The organism is Vibrio sp. 811 (genome assembly GCF_033339195.1).
In genome coordinates, this window is record NZ_JAWOUB010000542.1 from 1 (window position 1) to 629 (window position 629).

Genomic DNA, 629 nt, shown 5'->3' on the forward strand with positions numbered 1-629 from the left:
CGATTTCTGGGATGTACCATGCTTTGGCTACTACGCCCCAAACCACCCAAATCGTCGTTGCGATAACCGTTAGAATAACGAGCGTGTCTCCGAAGTTCCAACGAGAGTCGTGGCTACCTAGTTCTTGCTGACGGAAGTATTTATCCGTACGGCGGCTGTAAGAGTACTCAGGATTTGCTTTGATGCGAGACGCATAAACCATCGTAAAGGCGATACCGATGAGTGTAAAACCAACCCAAAGTGCCATACGAACCGTCATGCCCGATAGTACAGGAATACCAGCAATACCTTGTGCAATCGCAACCGAGAATGGGTTCATCCAAGATGTCGCAAAACCAATCTGAGTCGCAACGTAAGTCACCATTACGGTCGTAATGCCGTCATAACCTAGGCGAACCATCAATGGAGCGATGATGATGGCGAATGCCACTGCCTCTTCACCCATCCCAAAGACAGCGCCGCCCAAAGAGAACAGCAAGAACAGAACAGGAATGAAGAGCGCTTCGTTACCTTTGGTTTTGTCGATCAGACGAAGGATACCGTTGTCGATAGTGCCCGTGCGCATCACGACACCAAAAGCGCCGCCGATCACAAGCATAAACATGATAACGCCGATTGCGCTGCCCCAT

1 pseudogene is annotated in these 629 nt (G+C 50.1%); it reads right to left on the reverse strand.

What is annotated here, in order from left to right:
- A pseudogene (locus tag R7Q46_RS27980) lies at window positions 1-629 on the reverse strand (hypothetical protein); the annotation flags it as partial.